The sequence below is a fragment of the Anaerocolumna sp. AGMB13020 genome, assembly GCF_033100115.1.
Taxonomy (GTDB): Bacteria; Bacillota; Clostridia; order Lachnospirales; family Lachnospiraceae; genus Anaerocolumna.
In genome coordinates, this window is sequence record NZ_CP136910.1 from 3,759,422 (window position 1) to 3,780,000 (window position 20,579).

General features: G+C 39.8%; 15 protein-coding genes (1 of these 15 cut by a window edge). 13 read left to right on the forward strand and 2 right to left on the reverse strand.

Translation table 11 applies throughout. From position 1 onward, the window contains the following. Nucleotides 1-70: 70 nt before the first annotated feature. The 4 genes from R2R35_RS15600 (at nucleotide 71) to R2R35_RS15615 (ending at nucleotide 5,595) form a co-directional block, all read left to right on the forward strand. Entirely contained in the window at nucleotides 71-1,483 is a 1,413-nt protein-coding gene (locus tag R2R35_RS15600) for a radical SAM protein (protein WP_317730756.1), read from the forward strand. A gap of 246 nt (nucleotides 1,484-1,729) precedes the next feature. Then, a complete protein-coding gene (locus R2R35_RS15605) occupies nucleotides 1,730-3,403 on the forward strand; it encodes a M3 family oligoendopeptidase (protein WP_317730757.1) in 1,674 nt (557 codons plus the stop codon). A 173-nt stretch (nucleotides 3,404-3,576) separates the two neighbouring features. Continuing rightward, the gene (locus R2R35_RS15610; protein ID WP_317730758.1) at nucleotides 3,577-4,515 is read left to right on the forward strand and encodes a D-2-hydroxyacid dehydrogenase; all 939 of its coding nucleotides are present in this window, start codon (nucleotides 3,577-3,579) and stop codon (nucleotides 4,513-4,515) included. Between the two features lie 117 nt (nucleotides 4,516-4,632). Further along, on the forward strand, nucleotides 4,633-5,595 hold the full coding sequence (locus R2R35_RS15615; RefSeq protein WP_317730759.1) for an aldo/keto reductase: 963 nt from the start codon (nucleotides 4,633-4,635) through the stop codon (nucleotides 5,593-5,595). 135 nt (nucleotides 5,596-5,730) lie between these two features. Here R2R35_RS15615 and R2R35_RS15620 read toward each other — a convergent pair whose 3' ends face one another. Further along, nucleotides 5,731-6,435 (reverse strand): response regulator transcription factor, encoded by a 705-nt coding sequence (locus R2R35_RS15620; RefSeq protein WP_317730760.1) that lies wholly within the window; start codon nucleotides 6,433-6,435, stop codon nucleotides 5,731-5,733. After that, on the reverse strand, nucleotides 6,428-7,963 hold the full coding sequence (locus R2R35_RS15625) for an ATP-binding protein (protein ID WP_317730761.1): 1,536 nt from the start codon (nucleotides 7,961-7,963) through the stop codon (nucleotides 6,428-6,430). Before R2R35_RS15625 ends, R2R35_RS15620 begins: the two co-directional genes overlap by 8 nt. Before the next feature lie 347 nt (nucleotides 7,964-8,310). Here R2R35_RS15625 and R2R35_RS15630 point away from each other — a divergent pair, with 347 nt between their 5' ends. The 9 genes from R2R35_RS15630 to R2R35_RS15670 all read left to right on the forward strand — a co-directional run. Further along, nucleotides 8,311-9,363 (forward strand): inorganic phosphate transporter, encoded by a 1,053-nt coding sequence (locus R2R35_RS15630; RefSeq protein WP_317730762.1) that lies wholly within the window; start codon nucleotides 8,311-8,313, stop codon nucleotides 9,361-9,363. A gap of 15 nt (nucleotides 9,364-9,378) precedes the next feature. Further along, nucleotides 9,379-10,002 (forward strand): DUF47 domain-containing protein, encoded by a 624-nt coding sequence (locus R2R35_RS15635; protein WP_317730763.1) that lies wholly within the window; start codon nucleotides 9,379-9,381, stop codon nucleotides 10,000-10,002. 322 nt (nucleotides 10,003-10,324) lie between these two features. Beyond that, a complete protein-coding gene (locus R2R35_RS15640) occupies nucleotides 10,325-11,263 on the forward strand; it encodes an AAA family ATPase (RefSeq protein ID WP_317730764.1) in 939 nt (312 codons plus the stop codon). Between the two features lie 25 nt (nucleotides 11,264-11,288). Further along, the gene (locus R2R35_RS15645; protein WP_317730765.1) at nucleotides 11,289-12,494 is read left to right on the forward strand and encodes a DUF58 domain-containing protein; all 1,206 of its coding nucleotides are present in this window, start codon (nucleotides 11,289-11,291) and stop codon (nucleotides 12,492-12,494) included. Between the two features lie 30 nt (nucleotides 12,495-12,524). Then, nucleotides 12,525-15,161, forward strand: coding sequence for a transglutaminase-like domain-containing protein (locus tag R2R35_RS15650; RefSeq protein WP_317730766.1), 2,637 nt, complete (start codon nucleotides 12,525-12,527; stop codon nucleotides 15,159-15,161). A gap of 156 nt (nucleotides 15,162-15,317) precedes the next feature. Next, nucleotides 15,318-16,565 (forward strand): AI-2E family transporter, encoded by a 1,248-nt coding sequence (locus R2R35_RS15655; RefSeq protein ID WP_317730767.1) that lies wholly within the window; start codon nucleotides 15,318-15,320, stop codon nucleotides 16,563-16,565. Between the two features lie 580 nt (nucleotides 16,566-17,145). Then, nucleotides 17,146-17,970, forward strand: coding sequence for an ABC transporter ATP-binding protein (locus tag R2R35_RS15660; protein ID WP_442872294.1), 825 nt, complete (start codon nucleotides 17,146-17,148; stop codon nucleotides 17,968-17,970). After that, on the forward strand, nucleotides 17,967-20,459 hold the full coding sequence (locus R2R35_RS15665) for a COG1361 S-layer family protein (RefSeq protein WP_317730769.1): 2,493 nt from the start codon (nucleotides 17,967-17,969) through the stop codon (nucleotides 20,457-20,459). Before R2R35_RS15660 ends, R2R35_RS15665 begins: the two co-directional genes overlap by 4 nt. Nucleotides 20,460-20,478: 19 nt before the next feature. Continuing rightward, nucleotides 20,479-20,579 carry the 5' end (the start) of a hypothetical protein gene (locus R2R35_RS15670; protein ID WP_317730770.1) on the forward strand. 190 nt of this gene lie beyond the right edge of the window, so the window shows 101 of its 291 coding nt (coding positions 1-101); the start codon lies at nucleotides 20,479-20,481; its stop codon lies beyond the right edge, outside the window.

A 20,579-nucleotide genomic window follows, 5' to 3' on the forward strand; every position in this document is an offset into this window, starting at 1 on the left:
GGCAGATTTGCGGTAAATTTCTGCACCCCAGATGCATATAATGACATAAAGTCAAGGCATAAGGGTTGTCATGAGTAGAAAAAGTATCGTTGAAAAGCTACAGACCTTTGGATTAAAAAGAATTTTAACTTTTTTAGATTCCAATCCGGAGAAGAATATACCAAGAATTTTAAACTGGCTGATTAAAATTGATAAGGACGGCAGATATGTCGGCAGTCAGGCACGAACCATCAAAGCCTATATGGACAGAAAAGACAGCAACTGGTACACATTGGCTAAAAGCCTTTATAGCGATATTGATGATGGAGTCAGGAAAAGACTGTTTGAGAACTTTATCATACACGCTGTTTTCTTTGGAGGAAAACGCCAGAACAAAGCAAGAAAGGAACACAATTGCAATGTACCCTGGGCAATCCTTTTAGACCCGACTTCCGGCTGTAATCTAAATTGTATCGGCTGCTGGGCAGCAGAATACGGTAATAAGCTGAACATGAATTTCGAGACCCTGGACAGCATCATTAGCCAGGGAAAGGAATTGGGGATTTGTTTTTATATTTATTCCGGAGGAGAGCCGCTGGTAAGAAAAAAAGATATTATCAGACTATGTGAAAAACATCCGGATTGCGCGTTTCTGGCTTTCACCAACGGAACCCTCATTGATAATGAATTTGCAGAGGAAATGCTTCGGGTAAAGAATTTTGTCCCCGCAATCAGTGTGGAAGGTTTTGAGCAGGAAACAGATTTCAGAAGAGGAGCCGGCACTTATAATTCTGTTAAGAGGGCTATGGAAATCTTAAAAGAAAAGAAACTCCCCTTTGGAATATCCTGCTGTTACACTAGCAAGAATACGGAAGTAATTGCCAGTGAGGAATATTTTGATGATATGATAAAAAACGGAGCGAAATTTGCCTGGTTCTTTACTTATATGCCGGTAGGTGCTGATGCTGTAACTGAATTGATAGCAACAGCAGAGCAGCGGGAGTTGATGTATCATCAGATTAGAAAATTCAGAAACAGTAAGCCTATTTTTACAATGGATTTCTGGAACGACGGAGAATATGTGAAGGGATGCATTGCGGGAGGAAGAAGATATTTGCACATTAATGCCAACGGCGATATTGAACCCTGTGCTTTTATCCATTATTCGGACAGCAATGTATATCAGAAATCTCTTTTAGAAGCTTTAAAATCTCCTTTATTCATGGAATACCACAAGAACCAGCCTTTTAGTTCGAATTACCTGCGGCCATGTCCCCTGCTTGATAATCAGGGAAGACTTGCTGAAATGGTGGAGAAATCAGGAGCGAAATCCACAGATATTAAAAAGCCGGAGGAGGTAAGGAGCCTGACAGAGAAATGTATTCCTGCAGCAGATAACTGGGAACCGGTAGCAGACAGACTCTGGCAGGAAAGCCATGGCTGCAGCAATTGTCATGGATGTCCGGCGAAAGGTAGTGAATGCGGAGGAAATAATTTGCCATAGAATAAATGCAAAACGGTAAGGAGCCTCCCGGCATTCCTGTAATGCACCGGCTGAAAGACGTGGGATGTCTTTCGTCGGTGTGTGTCAGACAGCCAGGAGGCTTCTTGCCGAAACACTGTTTCAAGATAACAGGTCCTTCAATAATAATTTCTATCATATTCTAACATTGACAGAATATAGTTAATTTGGTTAAGATATAATAAACAATAAATAAATAAAAGCAATTCAATAATGGAGGTTAAACATATGAAATTTAAAGACATGCTATATAAGCGTGTAGACATGGATGAAGTGAAACAAGCCTATGGTGAGTTGATAAAGGAACAAAAAGAAGCAAAAAGCGGTGAAGAACAATTCGAGATCCATAAGAAAGCATATGATCTTATCGATAAGGTAACAACTCAGATGGTACTTTGCAGCATCAGACATTCCGGCAATACCGTTGATGAATTTTATGAAAAAGAAAATGATTATTATGATGAGAAAATGCCGGAACTGCAGGATTTATTATCCCAGTATTCAAAAGTGCTCTTTGAATCTCCTTTCAGGCCGTTTATGGAAGAGAAAATTGGCAAGGTTGCTTTTAAGAATATCGAGCTCCAGTTAAAGTCCTTCGACGAGAAGCTGATTCCTCTGATGCAGGAGGAGAATAACCTGGTAACCACTTATCAGAAGCTGATAGCAAGTGCAAAGATTGATTTTAACGGGGAAGAGTGTAACATATCTTTATTAAGAAAATATCTGACCGACTCTGATAGAAATGTAAGAAAAGAAGCCTGGAGCAAACTCTCTGCATTCTTCTCGGATAACAGCAAAGAACTGGACGAGATTTATGACAAACAGGTTAAGAACCGTACAGAGCAAGCTAAGTTAATGGGCTATAAGGATTACACAGAACTTGCTTATTACCGTATGAACAGAAACAGCTATGACAGAGATATGGTAAAGAACTTCCGTGACCAGGTAAAGGAAATCTTTGTGCCATTTGCTACAAAAGTACATGAACTGCGCAAAGAAAGACTTGGTCTTGATTCTCTAAAATATTATGATAATGAGATGTATTTCAATAACGGAAATCCGGCACCGGTTGGTACACCGGAGGAGATTCTATTAAGCGGTAAGGAGATGTACAGTGACCTCTCACCGGAAACAAAAGAATTCTTTGAATTTATGTATGAAAATGAACTATTTGATGTTTTTGGCCGTAAGAACAAACAAGCCGGCGGTTACATGACCTTCCTGCCGGATTATAAGTCTCCGTTTATATTTGCTAATTTTAACGGAACCAGCTCTGACATTGATGTTATTACCCATGAGTGCGGTCACGCTTTCCAGGGATATGTAACAAGAGATTATGAGATTGAAGAGCATAGGGATATTACCATGGAGACAGCTGAAATCCATTCCATGGCAATGGAATTCTTTACTGACAAATACATGGAAATGTTCTTTGGAGACCGAGCAGCAGATTACAGGAAAATGCATCTGGAGGATTCTATTATCTTCATCCCTTACGGATGTATGGTAGATGAATTCCAGCACATTGTCTACGAGAATCCGGATATGACTCCTGATGAAAGAAAAGCAGTATGGGCGAAGCTTGAAAAAGAGTACAGACCTCATATGGATTATGAAAATGATGCCTTCTTCTCAAAGGGCGGCTTCTGGCAGAAACAGCAGCATATCTATTCAAGTCCTTTTTATTATATTGATTACTGTCTTGCACAGACCTGTGCTCTTCAGTACCGTATCAAGATGGACCAGGATTATAACAAAGCCTGGGAAAGCTATTTGGAATTATGCAAGCTGTCTGCGAAAGACTTCTATGAGCCGATGTTAAACAAAGTCGGACTGAATTCTCCCTTCAGAGACGGTTGCATGAAGAATATTGTTGATGAGCTTACTAAGCTTTATTTTTAACAGGTCTTACTTAAGTTAAATATAGTATAAAGAGAAGCCGTAAAAGGCAGGATTTACCTGTCTTAAGCGGCTTCTTGCCCTATTATATCAGAGACCAGGTACCTTATCAGGTGTATGGCTGACGTAAGCGTTTCTTGCGGGCAGACCCAGTAAAATGCAAAGGGGGATAAAACATGATATTATCTTTGATTTACAAGAGAAATGCCTATATTAATGCAGTAGAAGATATTACCGGGGAAAAGGTGAAAATCTGTACCAATAGAGAGGAAGTCTTAAGATATCTGCCGGAGGCTGATATTATAATAACAGTTGGAGGTGGGTATAACAGCATCCCGCTGGAGCCGGACATGTTATCCCAGGCTGTTAAACTGAGATGGGTATTCAGCGTAAGTGCTGGAGTTGAGAAGCTTCCGGTGGAAGCGTTGAAAGAGCGGGGGATACTTGTAACTAATACCAGCGGTGTTCACGCAGTTACCATAGCAGAGTACGTTTTAGGAGGACTGCTCTACATGAATCACAATCTGGATAAATACCTGCCCCTTAAGCAGGAAAAGCATTGGAGAACACCCATATCCGGTGAAGATCTTGACCAGAAGACCCTATGCATTATCGGAGCCGGACATATCGGGGCGGAAATCGGCAGAAAAGCCAAAGCTTTTGATATGAAGGTACTGGGGATTAAGAGAACCGTGCAGAAATTGGAGCATTTCGATGAAATACATGATTTTGGAGACTTAAGAAGTTTATTGCCTTTGGCAGATTTTGTAGTCATGGCGGTACCGCTTAACACGGATACTTACCATCTGATGGGAGAAGAAGAATTTGCTCTTATGAAAGAAGATGCCGTTTTTGTAAATATAGCAAGGGGGGATACGGTAGATGAGGAGGCTTTGATCAGGGTGCTTCAGGAGAAAAAGATCAAAGGAGCCCTTCTTGATGTATTTCATGAAGAACCCCTTCCGGTAAGCAATCCGCTTTGGAAGCTGGAGAATGTAATACTTACACCCCACAGCTCTGCCATATCCAAGAATGTCACCAGAAAAGTCATAAAGATGTTCAAGGATAACTATGAAAGGTATCAGAAATCAGAAAGATTAATAAATGAACTCTGACAATACCACAGTAAAGCATATTGGAAACTTTATTGACCAATACACCATACCATAGCATCTGAAACCGAGGGTGCCTGGAAGGCAGTATAAGAATAAATAAGAGAAAGGAATAGCAGAATGAATAAGTTGTTTTTAAAAGGCTCAGAACTTCAGGTGTCTGAATTATGTCTTGGTACAGCGGCTTATGGCGGGGAGCTGCCGGCAGAAGCCGCCAGGGACCAGCTGGATTGCTTTTATGAGGCCGGAGGCAATTTTATTGATACAGCACATATTTATAATGACTGGATACCCGGTGAGAAATCCCGCAGTGAGAAGGTAATTGGAAGCTGGCTTAAAGACAGAGGCTTGCGAAATCAGATGATTCTTGCCACAAAAGGAGGGCATCCGGATTTTGCTTCTATGGACAAAGGAAGATTAACGCCTGCAGAACTCAGGAAAGATATGGAGGAGAGCCTTGCTTGTCTCAGAACAGAGGTAATCGATTTATATATCCTTCACAGGGATGATATCATACATCCAGTTGGTGAAATCCTTGAATATTTAGAGGAACAGGTTAAGAAAGGCTATATCCGCTATTATGGTTTTTCAAATTGGAAAAAGGAGAGGCTTGAGGCAGCCTTAGAATATGGGGAAAGCCATAAACTAAAAGGTTTCGTCACCAATCAACTGATGTGGAGTATGGCAAAGGTCAATGAAGAAAAGGTTGCCGATAAGACACTTGTTACCATGGATCGGGACACTTATCAATTCCACAGGGAAAAGAATCTGTCTGCAATGGCGTATATGTCAATGGCAAAGGGATATTTTACAAAGAGAATTCTTGATAAGGCCCTGTCGGAGGAACAAGAGCTGATGTATGCCAATGATATAAATGACAGACGATTCAGGATTTTGAAAGAGGCAGGTGTTTCAGCCCTGGAAGTTACGGCATATACCCTTAAGTTCATACTGGCAGCACCCTTTTCGGCTGTACCAATCGCATCCTTTAGCAGCCTTTCACAGCTTGAGGAGGCTGTAAAAGGCCTGGAGCTAAAGATATCCGAAGATCTCCTTAAGGCGCTTATTAATTGCGAATATTAGTTCAGGCTGCAAATGCCGTAAGAAGCCTGAAGGCTCCAAACACAGGAGGCGCTTCAACTCTTAGGGGGCTGGTTGCCGGGAACCGGCCCTGGGATTTCCCAAAAGGAGAGCCAGGTTTCGAGAGTATTAAATAATTTAATCTTCTTCGACCATACGGTAACCGACCCCTATTTCTGTTAATATATACTCCGGCTCAACCGGATTCAGTTCTAATTTTCTACGGATATTTGCCATATTAACTCTTAGTATTTTATTATCCCGTTCCGCATAAGGCCCCCAAATTTTTGTAATAATGGAATCGTAGGTAAGTACTTTTCCCGGATTCTGGGCTAACAAAGATACCAGTTTATATTCAATCTGTGTCAGATGAACCTCATTTCCATTTACCGTAACCAGATGCTTATCGAAATCAATCAGAAAATTTTTAACTTTATAGATATTTTTATTCTTACTGCTTTTGGATTCACTTTTTATATAATGTCTGAGGGCTGTTCTTATTCTGGCCAGGAGTTCACTGGTTCCAAAGGGTTTGGTTATATAATCATCACCGCCTGCATCCAGCGCTTCAACCTTGGAGTGCTCGTCGGTTCTTGCGGATACTACCAGTATGGGAAGGGAAGCCCACTCCCGAACTTCTTTTATGACCTGTAGACCATCCATATCGGGAAGCCCAAGGTCTAACAGTACCAGATCAGGGCAATGGGAGGATATTAAGGCAATACCTTCTTTGCCGGTTCTGCACAGGATTACTTTATAATGATTGGCGGAAAGAGTTGCATCAATGAATTTACAGATGGTGGGTTCATCTTCAATTACCAGTATCTTAATTTTTTTACTCAAAGGTATAGCCTCCTTCTAAGGGAAGTGTAAAAGTAAACAAAGCGCCGCCCTTTGGCTGATTTTGGGCAGATATGGTTCCGCCATGGGCATTAATGATGGTCTTGCAGATAGAAAGGCCGATGCCGATTCCCTTTACCGAATCATTTGTCTGAGACGGTGTTGGGGAGATGCCTTCAAAGATGGAATCTGTGTCGGCCAGTACCAGACCTTTGCCGTTATCAGCTACTTGAAAGATAACTTCTCTTTTGGCAGCGGATACGTTAAGGGAAATCAATGCTGACTTGCCGGCATATTTCACACCATTTTCCAGAAGATTTATGAGTACCTGCATTATGAGGGTGGCATCCATGGGTACAAAGAGTGGTTCTGCGGGAATCTTTACTGAAATATTTGCTTTGGAATAACGTTTTCTAAGGCGGCTGACAGCAGCGGTTACTACCTCCTCAACCAGTTCCGGCTGTTTGTTAACAGCAGAGACACCTTCTTTGATACGTGTTACTGACAAAAGATTTTCAACCATATGAAGCAGCCAATTAGAATCCTCATAAATATATTTTATCAGCTTATCCTGTTCCTTCTGACTTAACTGCTCTTTGTTCTTGATGATTGTCTCACTGGCTCCAATCATCCCGGTAAGTGGAGTCCTAAGGTCATGGGACACAGCCCTCAGCAAATTTGCACGCATTTTTTCCTTCTCCGTTTCAAGCTGAATATTCTGCTGGGATTCTGCCAGGTATTGTCTCTCCAATGCAATGGCAGCCTGGGAGATAATAAGCCTTAGATAATCCAGGGTACTGTTGCTTAAGGGCTTCTGACCCAGCTGAAAGATTCCGATAACGCCCAGGATTCTTTCATGGGAAATCAGAGGTAAATAAGTACAGCTGGATTCGTTGCCGAAATCCGTTTGAAAACCTGCAATGGTTTTGTTTTCAAATACCCAGTGGGCCACAAACTGCTCGTGGCTGGAGTTCATGATGTTCGTATGTTTTGTGTCCAGGCTGCGAATCAGCCCTTCCTCCCCCTGCTGAGGGGATTTGCTATAGAAGATGCAGGAGCAGCCGGTAAGGGAATATACATATTCCAGAGCCAGGCCACCAATATTTTCACCGCTGTTAAGTGAAAGGAGCTTGCGGCTGATTTCATTCAGCTGAACGGTTTTGGCTTCTCTTCGCTCGGCCTCTTTTACGTGGCTTTTCAGGTTGGCCATAGCTGCACTTATAATTACGGCAATAATGAACATACCGACCAAGGTCAGATGGTAACCAGTCTGAGACGGCAGAAACTGGATACCCGATAAGGAAAAACAATTATAAACAATGATTATCCCCAGAAAAGAAGCTGTAAAGCCATAACGATACCCTTCTGTGATTTTAGAAATGATAATTACGGATAGAATATAAAATATATATACATTACTGCTTTCCTTTGTCCATCCCAGGACCCAATAGGAAATGAAAGCAGATATAAGCAGCAATGATACGGTTTTTAAAATATCCCATAGGTTTGCTGAAAAATAGGTTTTAGTCATATAATTCTCCGATTAAGATAAGGTCATAATAATTTATCAAATTGATTATAATACAATTTTGTAATCTATACCATATAAAATTAATGTGTACTTTATAGGAAAGTGCTGTCAGAATTTGTTGATGTCCCTAAAAAACTCTCTGAATCCTCAAAATAACTAAGAATTACCATAAACCTATAGGAATTTAGTGAGTTAAGAAAGTGTTAAGAAAGTGTAAATATATTAAGATTACATTGCGTATATGTAAAGTTCATGTTAAGATTTTTTTGGCTTGGTTCGCCAGGTTTAAACAAAAAAATTATATGAAATATTAGAAAATAGCGAAATATCGCAGATGGGAGAGCATTATGACGATTTACTTTGGTGATTTCCTCCAACAGATTACTCATAACCCGGCTTTGCTTATAACGGTTATTCTTACTCTCGGAGTTATATTGGTAAATGGATGGACGGACGCACCTAATGCCATAGCAACCTGTGTATCCACCCGTTCTATGGATCCTAAGAAAGCAATAATAATGGCGGCCATATTCAATTTCCTGGGTGTGTTTGTAATGACAGCAGTGAATGCAACAGTAGCACAGACTATTTACAATATGGTGGATTTCGGTGGTGACCCCAAGAATTCCTTAATCGCCTTATGTGCAGCTTTGGTTGCAATCGTAGCATGGGCGACCGGAGCCTGGGCATTTGGTATTCCTACCAGTGAAAGCCATGCCCTGATTGCCGGACTTTCCGGTGCAGCAATTGCCCTGCAGGGAGGTTTTTCTGGTATCAATGGGAGCGAATGGATTAAAGTTCTGTATGGTCTTGTAATCTCAACGGTTTTAGGTTTTGTACTGGGATTCGTAGTAGTACGTGCGTTAGAAGCACTGTTTAAGAATAGTGACAGAAGAAAGACAAAACCGGTTTTTCAAAATGCTCAGATATTTGGCGGAGCGGCTATGGCTTTCATGCACGGTGCACAGGACGGACAGAAGTTCATGGGAGTTTTCCTTTTAGGAATGTTCTTAGCCAAAGGACAGAGTGATGTAACAAATTTTACAATTCCAATCTGGCTCATGATATTATGTTCTGTGGTAATGGCAATTGGAACCTCAATTGGTGGCTACCGTATTATTAAAACGGTAGGAATGGGAATGGTTAAACTTGATACTTATCAGGGTTTCGCAGCAGATACTGCAGCGGCAATCAGTCTTTTTGTTTCATCTGCTACCGGTATTCCGGTAAGTACTACACATACCAAGACAACTGCAATTATGGGTGTAGGCGCCTCAAAAAGGTTGTCTTCCGTTAACTGGAGTATTGTAAAAGAAATGCTTATGGCATGGGTTTTGACCTTCCCAGGCTGCGGTTTGGTTGGTTTCTTGATGGCATATATCTTTATGAGAATCTTTTAAGAGAAAGGAAATAACATGAGTAATAAAAGAGGATACGATTATTTTGAAGCACTTCATGGTTTATCTAAATTTTCTTTACAGGCAGCGGAACTGTTAAAGAAGACCATCACTGATTTCAATGTAGAAAACCTGGAGGAGAAAATCAGGGAAATGCATAATATCGAGCATTCCGCTGATATTGCAAAACATGATATGATTGAGCATCTCGTAAAAGAGTTTCTGCCTCCTATTGAAAGAGAAGATATTATCAGCGTTGCTCAGCAGATTGATGATGTAACAGATTCAGTAGAAGATGTACTGATGTGTATCGATATTTTTAATGTACAGACGATCCGTCCCGAAATACCCAAGTTTACAGATACAATCGTGGACTGCTGTAAATCAATGCATGTGGGGGTTGAAGAACTGCGTCACTTCAAAAAATCCAAGAAGCTTCATTCTGAGGTAGTAGAAGTCAATCGTCTGGAAGAAGAGGGAGATGCGCTTTATATCAACGGTGTCAGAAATCTGTACAAGAACAATACAGATGCAGTAGAATTAATGATATGGACAGAAATCTACCGTAAGCTTGAGAAATGCTGCGATGCTTGCGAAGACGTTGCAAATGAAATCGAAAGCATAGTAATGAAGAACTCCTAATTACAGCAGCTATTGACAATTATATTTACATGATGTATGCCTTGAATAACACCATAATATATGTCAATAATTCTAATATAAAAGCTTTGAATGAAAAATGAAATATTATCAACATATGAGAAAATCGGGAAGGAATACCTGTATTTGCTGTTGGCAGATACTTGTATTCCTTTTTTATATAAAGGATGAGCTTTGAGAAACAGAGCACTGCTCTGACCGGTCAGGGATAAGCAATACAGCGGATGTTTCCAGTAGTGTTGTCTTGCAAATAAATGGGAATTAGGTTATAGTAAGGAAGAAGTTTAAAGTAAAGGGGCAAATCATGTTGAATTTTGAGTTAACACAGAACATTATGAAGGAAGTGAATAAAGCGGTTGTCGGAAAAGAACATATTGTGAGGAAGGTCTTAACGGCTATCATTGCCAGAGGACATATTCTCATAGAAGATATACCAGGTGTAGGCAAGACAACGCTGGCCCTGGCATTTTCAAAAGTAATGAACTTAGAGTATAACCGTATGCAGTTTACTCCGGACGTTCTTCCTACGGATGTTATTGGCTATCATGTTATTACCAGAGAAGGCGAACTTGGAGACTATAAGCCGGGACCGGTTGTCTGTAACCTGTTTCTTGCTGATGAAATAAATAGAACCTCTTCTAAAACCCAGGCAGCACTATTGGAGGTAATGGAAGAGGGAAATGTAACGGTGGATGGTGTGACCATGCAGGTACCGAAGCCCTTTGCAGTTATAGCAACCCAAAATCCGGTGGGTTCCATCGGTACCCATATGCTGCCGGAATCTCAGCTTGACAGATTTATGATCAAATTATCCATGGGGTATCCGGATGTGGCCGGAGAGATCCGAATGTTAAAGGACAGAAGTGGCTCTAATCCTTTGTTTCAGGTACAGCCTGTAGTTACCAGAGAGGATATTACAGCCATGCAGCAGCAGGCCGAAAGAGTCTTTGTAAATGACAGTATCTATGAATATCTGGTAAAACTAATCTTAATGACCAGAAGAGATTCCTATATAGAACTTGGTGTGAGCCCGAGAGGTACCATAGCACTTCTTAATATGGCAAAGGCAAATGCTTTTATAAGCGGAAGGGACTATCTTGTTCCTGATGATATTCGCAGTGTATTTTTTGATGTGGTATCACACCGTATTATACTTAAACCGGAAGCACGTGTAAATAACGTGAACATAGAACAGGTAAGTCAGGGAATCTTAAAACAGGTACAGCCCCCGAAATTAGGGTAAGCACAGAGAGGAGTTGTTGTAACCGGTGGCAGGAAAAAGGATAGCATATATTATTTTTATATTGTTCGTTGGGCTGTTTTCCATCTTCTATAATGTGTATTTTACTATGATATTCTTTTTTGCCGTAGTATTACTTCCATTCCTGATGCTTCTTGGGGCATGGATGTCCTTGAGAAAGTTGAGCGTCAAGCTTACTGCGGACCCAGTTATCACGGAGAAGAATAAGGAGACAGAGGTTCGCTTTGAAGCGGTGAACGATTCTGCCATACCTGTAACCAGGCTTGAAATCTGTTATACCTATCGTAATGAAATCTCCGGAGCTGTAAAGAAAGACAGATTGTATCTGAGTGTGGATAAGAAGGGTTCCGCTTATTCGGTTATTATAGTAAGATCTGAACACTGCGGAAATATCAAGGTTACGATTGAACGTATCAGATGTTATGATTTTCTTGGGATTTTTCGCACCTCCAGGAAGTTAAAGAAATGGGCTACCATTTCAGTAATGCCGTCCATTCATCCTATGGCAGGAGATCTGATCAGGAAAACTGCAGATATGGAGATGGAGGAAGAAAGTAATCATTATCTTGAACACAAGCCCGGTAACGATCCATCCGAAATATTCGGAGTAAGAGAATACAAAGAAGGGGACAGGCCCAATCAAATACATTGGAAGCTAACCAGAAAGAACCAGAAGCTGATAATGAAAGAGTACAGCCAGCCTCTCAGGGACAGAGCAATACTATATCTCTCCTTCAGGAATAATGATAAAGGCGAGAAAAGGCTTCAAAGTACCGATTATTTTATGGAAGCGGTAATGTCTGTTTCGGAAGGGATACTGGGAAAAGGTCATGAACACAGGCTGGTCTGGTATGACAGAAATAGTAAGCAGTATATAGAACAGGAGATAACGAATCCTGACAGCAGCCGGGAAGCACAGATGGCTTTGCTGGGTGCTGCCTTTTATGAGACGGGATTTCCGGAGAAAGATTATGGACAGCAGGAAACGGATGGAAATGTTTTATATATTACAAATGAGATAAATGAACAAGAGATTATCAAATGGCATAGAGGCGGCAATCGTCTGCTTTATGTTGTCTATATAAACGATTTGGAAAAGGCGCCAATTGGTACAGGCATGGAGGAATTTCTGGCTGCCTCCTTCATTCCCTGTTACCGGATTGATATCACAAAGATGGAAGAAACCATCTTTAAACTGGGCATAACGGCTTGATGCAGCAGGCAATAGACGAAAGAGGTTTAAATGGGAAGAAGAAAAGAAAAATCTCATGATGGTATTTATATCAGGGGAAAAGAAACCGTACTGGCTGATGTCGGTAAGAGAAATTCCCTGTGGTACTCTCTGATGCAATTATTGTTAATTGAAGCAATTCTTTATAGTGTGGTATTTAGCTTGGCAACGGGATTGGGATTAAGCATGAATGTCCTGTGGCTTTTTAGTGCTGTTCTTTTATCGGGAGCTGTGAGCTTCGGGCTTCTTTTCATTCCTAAAATAAGTCTGGTCTTAATGCTACCTTTTGCAGCTACTTATTTGTATGCAGGATATCGTATGTGGCTTGAGCTTCAGAATGGCTTCTGGCATATAGAAAACAGATTTATTATGCTGATGAACAATTATTATGGAACAGATGCTTATCGTTTTCTGGTGGATGATTTTGAACCGGAAAAGGTTGTAACAATCTTTTTGATATTTTTCACCATACCACTTGGGCTTTTAATCACTCTGATCATTATGGATAAAATCAATCCGGTAAGTTATTATATCCTTACAATGCCCTTTATTGTAATACCTTTTGTTGTAGGTATGATACCGGATACTTTCCCCTTTGCCATTTACATAGCAGCTACTTTCAGCATGTTTGTCTTTGGCAGCCATATGAAGAAGCCTTCTGTAAAAGGGACCAAAGATGAGAAGAAGCACCTACTTCGCCGCAGCAAACAGTTTGCTAAAAATAACTATTATATTAATCTAAAAAGCAGTTTTTTGATGTTTACAGGCGTACTACTGCTGTTCTTTCTGACTTCGCGTTTCTTAACCCTGGAAACATATGAACAGAAGATGAATGTACCGGGTGTTAAGAATAAAATCCGCGTGAAGGTAGAACGCTTCCAGGTTAATGACCTGGCTGACTATTTCAGCTTTTTAAACAATGGTAAAGTGGTAATCTTCCAATACTCAAATTCCAGAGGGGGCTTAAATGAAGGAAAACTTGGAAGAGTAGGAAAGATAAAATACGATAATAAAACGGATATTATAATAAATGCATTGGAGAATGATACATCTGTGTATCTGAAAGGATTTACCGGCAGTGTTTATGACGGAGACTCCTGGAATGACCTGAGTGATGAAGCGGTAACGGATTTCGAGCACTATAAGTCCTTGTGGGAGAAGGCAGGATTTTCTGCCGGAAATCAGACCGGTCAGCTTTTAGATCTGCTGGCGAATATAGGACGAAGCTATATCCTTGAGGCTGGATTGCACAGTTATACCATGAATATACAAAACCTTGATGCTAACAGAAAATATCTGTATACACCTTATTACACTTATGTCAATGATATTAGCGGTATTGATACCAGTAATCCGGAATATATAAAGGTTACCAGGTTTGATAAGGATTATACTGTAAATTATGTCCCCAGTGAAAAAGATGGAAGCCTGATGAATCAGGACTATACAGAAATGGTAAATTATATGGGGGATATCAGTAAAAGTCTCAGCTACAGCGCTGTAAATCCGGAAGAGCTGTGGAATAAATTGGCGGAGTATTCTGATGCAGAAGAGCAGTACAGAACATTTATATATTATTATTATACACAGGTACCGGCTACAGGACTTGAAAAGCTAAAGTCAGATATGGCTGGAAAGTATGAGGAGATGGTAAATCGGTTTGGTACACAAAAGGCCCTGAATGCTTTGGCCTCTTATATTCGTACCTATATCCAGAAGGACACTGCTTATTCGCTGTCACCGGGTACCCTTCCGGGAAACAAGGATTTTGTAGAGTATTTTCTATATGAGAAGAAGAAAGGATTTTGTACCCATTATGCCAGTGCGGCAACACTTGCTTTCAGACTTGCAGGAATACCGGCAAGATATGTAGAAGGATATGTAGCAAAACCGGATGAGATTAAGAAAAGTAAGATGTCAGGTACTTATTCCGTTTTGGAGGATGATGGAAATAAGAAAAATTATAACATCAGGGAAGTCAGGATAAGTGATGCCGGTGCTCATTCCTGGGTTGAAGTATACAAAGAGGGATGGGGTTGGGTGCCGGTAGAAATGACGCCTGGATTTCAACAGGATTCAGAGGATTCAGCTAATGAGGAGCTTCAGGCGACGCCATCACCTACAGCGACTCCTTCACCAAGCAGTACCCCAACACCCACAGTAACCCCACGGGCGGAACAAGAGGATACTGCTACGGATACAACAAAGAATACAAAAGAGAAAGAAATAAAGGCAGTTGATGTGGCCTCGTTTTTTGCATTAATAGTAATATTCCTTATGGTACTGATACTTGTAGCAGGTGTTCTGCTTAAGCTATATAGGGGAATTCAGTATAGAAAAGCAGATAAAGGGAAAAAGATTATTATTTTATACCATAGGACAAAACACCTGATTAAAGCACTGGGAATCCAACTTACGGAGGAAGAGTATCGGAAGACAGCATGGCAGCTGGAAAGCAAACTTAGGAACCGCAAGAAAGAGGAATTTACCGGCTTTGTGGAGCTTGCATTAAAAGCCAGGTTCGGATATGCACCCATGACAGAAGAAGAGTTATCTGCCGCTGAGGAGTTTTACCGTAATATAAAAAGTCAGATATATGGACATATTCCAAGATTAAAGCGGCTGTATTTTGAATTGTTCCTGCTGTAAGCAGATACAGTCTGATACAGAGAACACAGATTAAATTAAGGTTAGAAGTGCAGGCTGAATGTATACAGAAACTGAACTGTATGATATAATGTGCCTTAAGAATGGCAGAAAATTGGATTACAGACTGTGTATAAGACAGAAAGGTATGGGTAATTAATGAAAATCAGTAACAAAATGAATAAACGCTATACATTGATTTCTATTTATGTGATTATAACAGCCAGCATTATTTATATTCTGAGTCTTCTGGTAAAAAATGCACCTTTTTTTCTAACAATTATATTGTATGGGCTAAACTGGATAATGGGCGTTGCAAAACCAATAGCAATTGCATTTGTATTTGCCTACCTGTTGGATCCCATCGTTAATTTTTTTGAGAATCTGTACGAAAAGGTGGAGATAAAGAAATGGAAGCTGAAGTCCTGCAGAACTCTGGCGGTTATATCAACGGTATTTATATTCCTGGCTATTATTGTATTGATTATTTCAATCTTAGTCTATAATGTTACGAATCAGCTAAGGCTTGCCAACTTGGATGATATCTTTACACTGGCACAGAATATGTGGAAGAGCTCCAATGAATTCTATACTTCTATACTGCACAGATTGGATGATCTTAATATTAAATCCGGTCCTGTAAATGATTATGTGATAGAAACAGGAACGAAAATAGTAGGTATTCTGAAAGATTTCGGTACCTCATTTGTCATGTCACTGACGAATATATCCTCCTATCTGACGACCTTGCTGTTTGCTTTGATTATTTCCATTTATTTTATGATCGATGGTAAAATGATAAAAAGCTATTTAAGAAGTGTGGGCCTTGCAATCTTCAGCAATAAAATGAACACAAGAATCAGTATTTTTATCAAAGATGCAGATTATGTATTCTCAGGTTATATCAGAGGACAGATGCTGGACGTTATTGTTATGATGTGTTCCATATCGGTATTACTGTCGCTGGTAGGTGTAAAATACGGTCTCCTTATTGGTATTATTGCCGGTCTTGGTAACCTTGTACCCTATCTTGGACCTTTTATCGCTTATGGAGCAACAGCTATCAGCTGTTTGGTTTACGGAGAATATAGAAAGTTGATCTTTGCGCTGATAGCATTGCTGATCATACAGGCGCTGGACGGTAATCTTATTCAACCCAAACTACTGAGCCAAAGTATTAAGATACACCCCGTATTGGTTATTATTTCATTAATTTTTGGTAGTGCTATCGGCGGACTGTTTGGAATGATATTTGCAGTTCCAGTAGGTGCCCTGCTGAAACTGATGTTTACAAGATTTATTGAAACAAGGCTGGAAGAAAAGCAGGAAGCAGAGAAAGAAGCAGAAGCGAAAGAAAAAGCACTGATAAAGCCAGTGAGACCTAAATCCGAGAGCATTATAAAATAAACACAGGCTGCAAGGGCTCGATAATAAGCTTTTTGCGGCCTGTTTTCTGTCAGGTTTTCTCTTTGCTCTTTAAAACTGCAGAGAGGGAAGTCCAAGAAAGAACTATTAGTAATACAAAGTATCTTAAAAAGACAGTAACAGAATCCAATAAAAGAATAGTAACGGGATTCCATTAAAAAGGATAGTAACAGAATACCAAAAAAATAATAGTTAAGGGATTGCATTAAAAAATAATAACAGGATTCCAATAAATAAGATAACGGGATTTCAATAAAGTAAGAAAATAACAGGCTTACATTAATGAGAGTAATAGCTGGTATAAGATAAGACAGCAATAGTTTAGGAGAGATTTTTCATAAAAAATGTAAGAAAAACGTAAGAAATCACCTAGAATTTATTTAAGATATATCATGTAAGATTATAGTAAGACAGGCGATGTATAAGTTGCTGATTGACTGTTTTTTATTGCCCTTCAGAAGCAGATCAAACAGTAGTTTATATAATAGGGAGGAGATCAATTAAGGTGGCAAACCAGTCTGAAAAAATAATAGAGGTTAAAAATGTCAAGAAGGTTTACCGGATGGGACAAGAGAAAATCTTTGCCGTAGACGATGTAAGTTTTGATATCTTAAAAGGTGAGTTCTGCTGCTTACTAGGTACCTCCGGTTCCGGTAAGTCAACCCTTTTAAATCTCATGGCGGGAATTGAGAAACTATCCGGTGGTCAGATTTTTATAAAAGGTAAAAAAGTACATAAAATGAATGAGAACAATCTTGCCAAGTTCAGGCAGCGGTATCTGGGGTTTGTCTTTCAATCCTACAATCTCATTGGTTCCATGACTGCGCTGGAGAATGTTGAATTTCCTCTTATTTTTAAGCGAGTAAGAACAAAGCAGAGAAAAAAGATGGCTAAAGATATGCTAAAGCAGGTAGGACTAGAGTCCAGATTAAACCACAAACCCAAGGAAATGAGCGGTGGACAGCAGCAAAGAGTTGGTATTGCCAGAGCCTTTGTTGCTAATCCGGAAATTGTGTTTGCGGATGAACCAACAGGTAACCTGGATACCAGAACCGCAATGGATGTCATGAAATTAATAAAAACCATGGCAAAACAACAAAACCAGACAATTGTAATGGTTACTCATGATAGGCGATTAGCAGATTTTGCAGATCGTGTCATACATATCCTGGACGGAAAGATTCAGGACATTGAAGTAAAGGATTCAGCTTCAATGGATATTGCTGTAACCAATGAACCAGAGACTGGTGAACTGGATATTCCGGAAGCAGAGGCTATAAAAACTGCAGAGGAAATATCTGCTATAGAAGACTCTCCGGAGAATTTAACTACGGTAGAAGTAAATAGTAAAGTAAGTATCATAGAGGAAAAGAGGGTTAAAGGATGAGAAAGGTAAAGAGAATCTTTACTGTCGTTATGATAATTTTATTAATGGCAGCTAATTTATCCGGAGGGACAATTGCAAATGCATCTGAAAGCGGCGGTAGTTTAAGTATTATATTTGCAGAAACAGTAAGTGATATACAAGGAAAACCGGGAGAGTCAGTTCATGTTAAACTGCCTGTTAAAACTTCAGGAGGGTCATATTCAATTATAGAACAACCAAGAGTAACTGTTGCAACAGAAGGAAAACCTTATTCTGTTAGTAATATTAAGATAACAGCTGATGAAAATGCTATTGTCAAAGACGGTTACATAGGCTATGTAAAAAGCTTTATTGAATTTGATCTAAAAGTAAAAGAAACTGCTAAAATCGGTACTACAAAACTTGAAGTTACAGTTGACGGTTCCTATTATAATGCTGATGCAAGTAAATATGACCCTGTGTCACTGGCTCTTCCTAAACTTAACTTCATTATTTCGGATGAAATTGAACCAGCACAGCTTACTGTTGACAATATTGATTATGGAAATGCTGTGATTGGAAAGAGTATCGATCTGACTTTCACAATCAAGAATGAAGGTAAGATTACTGCAAGAAATGCTTATTTCAGTATTGATGATAAAAGCTTTGAGGAAGCAAAGATTGCACCTGGATATTCCAAACTGGAACAGAAGATAGGAAACTCAGGAGTATTAAAGGGCGGAGACACTTACAGTGTAAGCCTGCCGTTAAAAATTCAGAAAGACGCAACAGCAGGGCTGAAGAAACTGACGGTCAACATGAAGTATAAAGATGAAGACGGTAACTCCTTTACTGGGTCCAGTCAGATTTACGTAACAGTAACAGCAAATTCCAATGCACCTGTAATTGAAATTGTAAGCACAAAATATGCAAGTGAACTGGTTGCAGGTGATAAATTCAACCTGGTAGCCACTATACATAATACCGGAAAGAGCATAGCAAATAACATAAAAGTTACAATTGAAGGCCTTGGTTCAGAAGGGTTTCTTCCCGGCTATACCGGTAAGTCCTTCCCTGTTAAGAATCTTGCAGTAAAGGGTAAATCAGATGTTAAGATACCACTTATTGTTTCTGAGATGGCCAAGGTGGGGTTAAAAGAAGTTCCTGTAACTTTTACATATGAAGACGAAAGTGGAACAGAATATACGGCTAAAACAACCCTTTACTTAGAAGTGGAAACTGCTGAAGGTGTTGATGCAGAAGGAAAACCCAACATTGTCATTACAAATGTAAGTCAGAGCCCGGATGCACCTAATGCAGGGGCCAGAGTTGATGTTAGTTTTGATATAGAGAATAAGAGTAAATTGGATATCAGCGATATTAAAATATCCTTACCTGCTGCTACAGGTACAGCTACTTTTGCTCCTCTTAGTTCCGAGCCTTATTATTATATAGACAGCATAAAAGGAGGTAAGAAGTACAAAGTCAGCATGTCCTTTATGGCGGGAGAAACGATACCGGAGGGAACGAACAGCCTGACACTGCAATACTCCTTTGTGGCTAATGGTAAAACATATACCGGTGATTCAGCGACACTTTATATATTAAATGTTCAGAATAGTGGTGTAGGTTCCAGTAAACCCAAATTAATAATTAGTAATAATACCACTACCCCTGAGGAATTAAGAGCGGGCAGTACTTTTGAGTTTGAATTTGATATCAAAAATACTCATTCCAGTATTGATGCCAGAAACATAAAAGTAGTTGTTAACCAAGCAGAGAATATTTTTTCCGTTGACACTGGCAGCAACACTTTTTATATAAGTAAAATACCAGCTGGTGAGACTGTTAAGAATAAGCTGACTCTCAGAGTCAAATCGGATGCAGTAACAAAAGCATATCCTTTAGAAATAACAATGGATTATGATTATGAGGGAGCCGAAGCAAATCCTACTACAGGACAGATAGGAGAAACTACGAAAGAAACAATTAATCTGCAAGCAGTTGAGAATTCAAGGCCTGTTGTGGATAACATTGCAGTAGGTTCCTGGGATGGAGCTTTCGTTAACCAGGCTACCACCTTAACCTTTGACTTCTATAATATGGGTAAATCACCTCTTAATAATGTTAGAGCTAGTGTATCTGGTGACTTTACACTAAGTACAGGGGATAATCTTTATATCGGTAACGTAGAAGCCGGTGGTCAGGAAATGGGAGAGATGGAAGTAATTCCTTCAATAGAAGGCCAGGCAAAAGGTGTATTAACCGTTATCTTTGAGGATAGTACCGGTCAGGAAGTTACTTTAACAAAAGATTTTGAAGGCACGATACAAGGAATATATATGCCGGATCCAGGAACGAATCCTATTCCTGACGGTGGCGTAATTGACACTGCTAAGAAACCTATACTTCCTGTATGGTTATTTGTTATCATACAATGTGTAGTACTGGCTGGTGGTATCGTTGGAACCAGAAAGATTAAAATTGGACTCTATAAAAAGAAATTAAGAAAACTGGAAGAAGCAGAATAAAACAGAAAGGAGATTAGCCATGATAATAGAAATGAATCAAGACTTGGGAGTACAGGTATTTTTAACAAATGGCGCTGCACTCATGGCAACTTCTGACATTGCGGTTGGCGGCTCTGATGG